Here is a 7,753-nt window from a genome sequence, read left to right on the forward strand (position 1 = left end):
GCGCGCCCCGCGCAGGACCGCTCGCCGCGGGCGGCCGTGCGCAGGCGTCGGCCGCGCCCGGTGAGCCCCCAGGGCTTGAGCACCGAGATCACCGTCATGAAGACGTACGCGGACAGGGAGACGACCGGCCCGAAGAGCACGTCTCCGGCGTCGGGCAGCGGGCCCCCCGCGGCGACGGCGGTGACCGCCGCGTTCACGCCGGGGCGCAGGGCGAGGACCGTGGCGGTGAGCGTGGCCAGGGTCAGCCAGAACTTCACGTAGACCCAGCGGTGCCTGGCCAGTCCCCATGGGGTGCCCAGGGCCAGGACCAGCCCGCTCAGGAACGTCAGGAACCCGACCGGGATCAGGAGCCAGTCCGCGAACAGCTTCATGGCCCGGACGGACGCCTCCACCGTCACCACGGACCCGGTGGTGCCCGCGGTGATTCCGAGCGCCAGCAGCCCGAGCGTGAGCCCGAGCCAGCAGGCGGAGGCGGCCACATGGACGACGAGGAGGGCCCGGCGAACGGGAAGGCTTGTCTTCATGTCCGCCACGGTGCCGGGCGGAGGCGCCGGGGTCGTCCGCTCGCGGGAGTATCCGGGGGTACTGGGCTCGGCGTACGGGAGGCCCGGTGGCCGGTGCCCGGTGCCCGGTGGCCGGTGCCCGGTGGCCGGTGGCCGGTGGCCGGTGGCGGGGCGTACGGGTCGGGACGCGGGTGGGTGGGGGCTGGGCGCGCGGTTCCCCGCGCTCCGCGGCAGCATGGGTCGCGCCCGGAGCCTCAGAGGCGCGGGGAGCTGCGCGACGGCCTCACCGGCAGCGCCCCCGGCGACCTGTCCGTGCACCTCGACATCGTCCACACCTACCGCGGTGACCTGGTCATCGGCCTGGTCACCGCGGACGGCCCGACGTACCGCGTGGAGAGCAGCGGGTGCAGGACGTCCACAGCGCGGACACCGGTCGCGTCAACAGCGGGAAGCCAGGCCCTCCGGTCCGGTCGCGGCAGCGCAGCAGCCAGGAGCAGGAGCCGGGAACGGCCGTGCGCCCCGGGACACCACTGCCCGAGGCGCACGGCGGTCCTGCGAGGCCCCTACCGGCGCTGCTGCTGGATCAGGGCCGAGGCCGGGGCCAGTGAGCGGCCGTCGGCGGCCGGCTCCTCGTGGACGGGCATGTCGTCGCGGATCAGGTTCTCGGGGATGAAGACGGCCGCGGCGACGCCTCCGGCGGCCGACTGGCGCAACTCGACGCGCAGACCCTGGCGGCCGGCGAGGCGGTTGACCACGATGAGACCGATCTGCTTGGCGTCGAGGAGGTCGACCTTCTCCGACTGGATCTTGCGGTTGGCGTCGGCCATCGCCTCCTCGTTCATGCCGAAGCCGCTGTCCTCGACCTCGATGAGGATGCCGTCACGCAGCCGGGCGGCGCGCAGCTGGACCTTGGTGGAGGGCGGGGAGAACGCGGCGGCGTTCTCGACGAGCTCGGCGAGCAGATGGATGACGTCGGCGACGGAACCGCCGTGCAGCGACACCCGCGGGGCGGCCCAGATCTGGATCCGGGTCGCGTCCTCGATCTCGGCGACGGCGGCCCGCAGGATGTCCGACAGCGCGATCGGGTCGCGCCAGCCACGGCCGGGGGCGATCCCGGACAGGATGAGCAGCGACTCGGAGTGGCGCCGCATCCGGGTGGCAAGGTAGTCGATGCGGTAGAGGTCGTACAGCTCGACGTGGTCCTGCTGTTCCTGCTGCCGCTGCTCCATGACGCCGAGCAGGTCGAGTTGGCGGTGCAGCAGCACCTGGCTGCGGCGGGCGAGGCTGACGTACACCCCGGAGATGCCGCTGAGGAGTTCGGCGCGCTCGGAGGCCGCCTTGAGCGCGGCCCGCTGGACGGCGGTCAACGCGGTGCCCACCTGCGCGAGTTCGTCGCCGGCGAGGCGCCGCATCGGGGCCTCGGCGTCGATGTCGACGCCCTGCCCGGCGTGCAGCTTCCGCATGGCCTGCGGCAGTCGCCGACCCGCGACCTCGAGGGCGGAGTTGCGCAGGTCGAGGAGTTCGACGATGAGGCCTCGCCCGACGCTCACGGAGACGAGGAGTGACAGGAGCACGCCGACCAGGCCGAGGACGACGGCGACGCCGGACGCGCCGAGCGTGTCCCAGCCGAAGACGTCCGCCTTGGCCGCGGCACCCGTTCCCGCGTCCTCCTCCGCTTCGGCGAGGCCCTCCAGCACGGCCGTCGAGGAGGCGTCCCAGTCCTTCAGCACGGCCGCCGACACCGGCCCCGCCCCGGCGTCCGTGACCCCGTCCTCGACCCTGGCGAGGGAGGCGTAACCGTCGCTGTCCAGCAGCACGTCGTAGGCGGGCCGGTGTTCGGCCTTGAGGTCGGCGACGGCCGGGTTCAGCAGTTCGCGCTGGGTGGCGACGGCGCCGACGAACCGCGCGTACTGCTCCTTGGTCAGCGTCCCGGACGCGGTGGCGGCGGCCAGCAGGGCCTGTTCGCGGGCCACGGCGTCACGGGCACGGGAGAGTTCGAGGACCACGCGCGCCTCGGAGGTCGCGTCGGTGCCCTTCTCGCTGGTGAGCGCGCCGGTCACGGCGAAGGCGTGGTCGATGACCGCCGAGTAGTCGTCGTACGCCTTCGAGGCCGCGTCCTTCACGCCGGGCCCGGTGGTGTCCGTGCGCAGGGCGGCGAGGTCGCTGAAGTCGGATTCGAGGGTGCTCAGACGGGCGGGCAGACCGGTGTCGATGAGGGCCGCGTCCGAGCTGGAGGAGTTGAGACCCGCGCGGAGCACCGTCACCGCCTTGTCGGTGGCCTGCTGGTCGGCCCTCAGGTCGTCGAGACCGCTCTCGCTGCGCTTGGCGGCGTACCGCATGGCGGCGGTCCGCTCGGACTGCAGCGCGGTGACGAACTCGGCGACCGGCGCGAGCAGTTCACTGTTGACGTCCTTGGCACGCTCGGTGTCGCCGATCGCGGCCACGGTCGTCACGGCGGCATAGCTCCACAACGCCATCAGCGACACGATGGGCAGCATCAGAAGAGCGACGATCTTCGCCCGCACGGACCTTGGGCGCAGCCGGGCGGTCATACGGAAGACTTTCATGGGGACCTCTTCGGGACAGGGGCTACCGCACCCCGATGGGGCGCGGGGAACTGCGCGACCAGCCCCCACCGGCCCGCAGGTCACAACGGCGCTCCGAGCGGAGCGCCGACGCTCACGCGGTCGAAAGCTCGACCTCACGCAGCAGTTCATCGGCGAAGGAGGACTCCGCCCGCTTCCCCGTCGGGGACAGCGCCACATACGCCGAGGTCAGAAAGAGGAACGACCCCAGCAGCACGGCCAGCGGGAACAGGAACTCCGTGGCCGTGGCCCCCGCCAACTGCGCCGTACTGGGCGCGAGATCGATGGTGACGGCGTACATCGCGGTGTAGTGCATGCTGCTGACCGCGAGCCCCATGACGAGCGCGGCGATCGCGGCGAGCACCCCGCCCCGCACGATCAGCGTGAGCGTCAACGCGGCGGTCGCGGCGACCACGGCGATCACCACGGAGGCGATGACGAGGGACGGGTTGTAGCCGATCTCGCCGTGCAGGTTGAGCGCGGCCATGCCGGTGTAGTGCATCGCGGCCACGCCGAGCCCGGTGCCGAGGCCGCCGAAGGCCACCGCGCGGACCCGGGAGCGGCCGTAACCGGCGGTGAAGACACCGGCGCTGACGACGGCGATCGCCATGACCAGGCTGAGGACGGTCATCGGAACGTCGTAGCGGATGGGCGTCCCCTCCACCCCGAAGCCCATCATCGCGACGAAGTGCATGGTCCAGATGCCCGAGCCGATCGCGAACGAGGCCAGCGTCAGCCAGTTCCGCTTCGAGGCGCCCTCGGCCTCAAGTGCCCTGACGGTGCAGCGCAGTCCGAGCGCGGAGCCGACGCAGGCCATGACGTAGGAGAGGACGGGGGTGACCCATCCGGCGCTGAAGTGGTCCATGTGGCCCATGAGGAACCCCTCTCGCCCGCCGCGGGGACGACACCACGCGCACGGGAAGTACCGCCGGTAACGAGGCACCGGGGATCGAGATCATGCCACCCGAATACGACGGGCAGACCTCATCAAAAGGGGCCAGAGGGGATTTCACCGAACATTAAATTCCTGTGGCGTGGATTACAAACTGAGGGGTACGTCAAACCAATGCCTGACCTGCACATTTCCTCCACCGGACCACCTCGGTCAGGTACTTGACCGTTCGCCACGACCAATGAGTTCCACCAGTCCCCACCCGGCGAGTGTCATCGCCACCGCCGCCGGCGCGGTCACCTGGACGGCGATCAGCAGGGCCGAGCGTCCTTCGAAGAGCCCGCCGAACCCGACCATGGAGAGCCCCAGTACGCCGAAGAGACACAGGGTCGCCCCCAGGGCTGCGGCAGGGCCGGAACCCGCACCCGACCTGCGCGAACCGCTCACTCGGGACGGCCGAACGGCGGGCCGTACGGCAGGGCGCTCGAAGCTCCGGAAGGCGGCGACCAGGACCGCCGTGAGGACGGTCGCGGCGGCTGTACGCAGGGGCAGTTGGGCCCACCAGGCGCCCGACGCGGGCGCGGGCAGGTCGACACCGAGGGCGAGCAGCACGCCGTACACCCCGAGCATGGCCGAAAGGTGCCACAGGAACGCCGTCATCGAGATGCCGTTGGCCGCCACGACCGCCCGCCACACCTTCGGCCGCTCCAGCCACCGCCCGACCGGCCCGCGCAGCCACTCCACCGCGCCGACCAGCCACAGCCCGTGGCACAGCAGCGCGAAGGTCGGCGGCGCCATGTTCGACACCTTCTCGCCCGGCATCCCGACCATCGACAGCGGATACGGTCCGTACGCCACCAGCAGCGCGGCCCCCGCGAGCCCGGCCCCGGCGAGCAGGTACGGCCGCGTCAGCCGCCCGTCGGCGCGCAGGAATCCGAGCTGGTGGATCGCGAGCCACACGAAGGCGAAGTTGAGGAACTCGACGAACGGCACGTCGAACGCGAAGCGCAGTACGTCGACAGTCCCGGCGGCGGCGACCAGCGCCCCGAACGCGCCCCACCCGAACCGCTCGTGCAGCCTGAGCAGCGGCGGAGTGAAGGCGACCATCGCGAGATAGATCCCGATGAACCACAGCGGCTGCGCGACCAGCCGCAGTGCCACGTCGAGCAGTCCGCCGTCCTGGCCCGCGAGTTGGAGGAGGACGGCAGCCGCGCCCCACACCCCTATGAACACCATGGTGGGCCGCAGCAGCCGCTGGAGGCGGGCGCGCAGGAAGGCCGGGTAGACGGAAGCCCCCTCGCCGGTGCTCCTTCGGCTGAGCGAGCGGTAGGAGAGGGCGTGCGAGAAACCGCCGACGAAGAAGAACACCGGCATGATCTGCAGGGCCCAGGTGAGGATCTGCAGCCGGGGCTCGACGGCGAGGAGGTTGCCCACCTCGCCCTGGCCGTCGCCCCCGCCGCCGTCGCCCCCGCCGCCGGTCGTGACCGCCGCCATCAGCCAGTGGCCGAGGACGACCGTGCCGAGGGAGGCGACGCGGAGCAGGTCGACGTACCGGTCACGGGTGGACGGGGTGGTGGCGGCGAGCTCGCTCGCACTCACGCTTGCGCTCATGGGAGTACGGTCGCGCCGGCGCCCGGGTGTGCGTCAGCGCTCACGTACTCAACTCACGTCTGAGTACCTAGGCTTGGGCTTCCCGCACGACGGTCGCCCCCGGCGCGGGCGAGACGGCCACCCTCGCCGCCCTGCACGTGCCGGACGCGAGCAGCCCCTCGGCGATGGTGCGGGCCGCGTCGGCGTCCCGGGCGAGGAAGGCCGTGGTCGGGCCCGAGCCGGAGACGAGCGCGGCGAGCGCACCGGCCGCGCGGCCCTCGGCGAGGGCGCCGGCCAGCTTCGGGAAGAGCGAGAGGGCGGCGGGCTGGAGGCCGTTGGAGCCCGGCAGGAAGGCCGCGAGCGCGTCGACGTCCCCCTTGGCGAGCGCGTCCAGCAGCACCTGGGAGGCGACGGGCTCGGGGACGGCGTCGTGCGCGTGGAGCCGGTCGAACTCACGGTAGACGGCGGGGGTGGACAGGCCGCCGTCGGCGACGGCGAACACCCAGTGGAACGAGCCGCCCACGTCGAGGGGCTGGAGCTGTTCGCCCCGCCCCGTCCCCAGAGCCGCCCCGCCCACCAGACTGAACGGCACGTCACTGCCCAACTCCGCGCAGATGTCGAGGAGTTCCTCGCGCGAGGCGTTCGTAGCCCACAGCGTGTCGCAGGCCAGGAGCGCGCCGGCCGCGTCCGCGCTGCCGCCGGCCATACCGCCCGCGACGGGGATGTCCTTGGCGATGTGCAGGTGCACGGCGGCCTCGATGCCGTGGCGTTCCGCCAGCGCGAGCGCGGCCCGTGCGGCGAGGTTCGTACGGTCCAGCGGGACCTGATCGGCGCCGGGACCCTCGCAGGTGACGGTCAGCTCGTCGGCGGGGGTGGCGGTGACCTCGTCGTACAGCCCGACGGCGAGGAAGACGTTGGCCAGGTCGTGGAAGCCGTCGGGCCGGGCACCGCCGACCGCGAGCTGCACATTGACCTTGGCGGGGACGCGAACGGTGACGCTCACGACTGACGGGGCTCCTCGGTGTCGGTCCTGTCGTCGGCCCTGCGGCCCGTGGCGTCCTCGGTGACGCGGTTCTCGGCGATGGCGGCGAACTCCTCGACCGTCAGGGACTCCCCGCGGGCCTGCGGGGAGACTCCGGCGGCGACGAGGGCGGCCTCGGCGGCGGCCGCGGAACCGGCCCACCCGGCGAGGGCGGCCCGCAGCGTCTTCCGCCGCTGGGCGAAGGCCGCGTCGACGACCGCGAACACGTCCCGCCTGGCGGCGGTGGTCTTGACCGGCTCCGTCCGGCGGACGAGCGAGACGAGCCCGCTGTCGACGTTCGGCGCAGGCCAGAAGACGTTCCGCCCGATCGACCCGGCCCGCTTGACCTGCGCGTACCAGTTCGCCTTCACCGACGGCACGCCGTACACCTTCGAGCCCGGCCCGGCGGCGAGCCGGTCAGCGACCTCCGCCTGGACCATCACGAGGGTGCGCTCGATGGTGGGGAAGGTTTCGAGCATGTGCAGCAGCACGGGGACGGCGACGTTGTAGGGGAGGTTCGCGACGAGGGCCGTGGGGGCCGGGCCGGGAAGCTCGGTCACCTGCATCGCGTCCGAGTGCACGAGGGCGAAACGGCCTGCGCGGACGGGCATGCGGGCGGCGATGGTGGCGGGCAGCGCGGCGGCGAGGACGTCGTCGATCTCCACGGCCGTGACCCTGTCCGCCACCTCCAGCAGGGCGAGGGTGAGGGAGCCGAGCCCCGGGCCGACCTCGACGACCGTGTCCTGCGGGCGGACGTCCGCGGTCCGCACGATCCGGCGGACCGTGTTCGCGTCGATCACGAAGTTCTGGCCGCGCTGTTTGGTGGGGCGCACGCCGAGCGCTGCCGCGAGTTCACGGACGTCGGTGGGGCCCAGTAGGGCGTCGGGGGGGCTGCTCACGGCACAAGGGTACGGGGCGGGGGGTGTGCCCCGGTTCCTGGGCGCCCTGGGGGTCGGGGGTGCGGGTGCGTCGGCGGGTGCGGGTCCGGCGGGGGATGGTCGCGCGGTTCCCCGCGCCTCCGAAGGACCAGGTCCTGCGGGCCTGAAAAGCGACGGCCCCGCGGGCCGAGAAGCACGGGGCGCAGCCCCTGCTCCTCAGGGGCGCGGGGAACCGCGCGAGCAACCACGAACCCGCCCGCACCCGCCGTCGCACCCGCGCCCCC

The 7,753-nt window shown here is 72.8% G+C and carries 6 protein-coding genes; all 6 read right to left on the reverse strand.

Translation table 11 applies throughout. From position 1 onward, the window contains the following. Window positions 1-524: DUF2269 family protein (locus AWZ10_RS36735; protein ID WP_060893183.1), on the reverse strand; the 524-nt coding region annotated here is incomplete at its 3' end. A gap of 542 nt (window positions 525-1,066) precedes the next feature. Next, the gene (locus AWZ10_RS36740) at window positions 1,067-3,070 is read right to left on the reverse strand and encodes a sensor histidine kinase (RefSeq protein WP_046709583.1); all 2,004 of its coding nucleotides are present in this window, start codon (window positions 3,068-3,070) and stop codon (window positions 1,067-1,069) included. A 112-nt stretch (window positions 3,071-3,182) separates the two neighbouring features. Continuing rightward, on the reverse strand, window positions 3,183-3,962 hold the full coding sequence (locus AWZ10_RS36745; protein WP_046709582.1) for an MHYT domain-containing protein: 780 nt from the start codon (window positions 3,960-3,962) through the stop codon (window positions 3,183-3,185). 231 nt (window positions 3,963-4,193) lie between these two features. Beyond that, entirely contained in the window at window positions 4,194-5,591 is a 1,398-nt protein-coding gene (locus tag AWZ10_RS36750) for an acyltransferase family protein (protein ID WP_060893181.1), read from the reverse strand. Between the two features lie 67 nt (window positions 5,592-5,658). Further along, on the reverse strand, window positions 5,659-6,573 hold the full coding sequence (locus AWZ10_RS36755; protein WP_060893182.1) for a 4-(cytidine 5'-diphospho)-2-C-methyl-D-erythritol kinase: 915 nt from the start codon (window positions 6,571-6,573) through the stop codon (window positions 5,659-5,661). Beyond that, window positions 6,570-7,490: a 16S rRNA (adenine(1518)-N(6)/adenine(1519)-N(6))-dimethyltransferase RsmA gene (gene rsmA, locus AWZ10_RS36760; protein ID WP_046709579.1), complete on the reverse strand. Its 921-nt coding sequence runs from the start codon at window positions 7,488-7,490 to the stop codon at window positions 6,570-6,572. Before rsmA ends, AWZ10_RS36755 begins: the two co-directional genes overlap by 4 nt. Between the last annotated feature and the right edge of the window lie 263 nt (window positions 7,491-7,753).

It is taken from the genome of Streptomyces europaeiscabiei (assembly GCF_001550375.1).
GTDB lineage: Bacteria > Actinomycetota > Actinomycetes > Streptomycetales > Streptomycetaceae > Streptomyces > Streptomyces europaeiscabiei.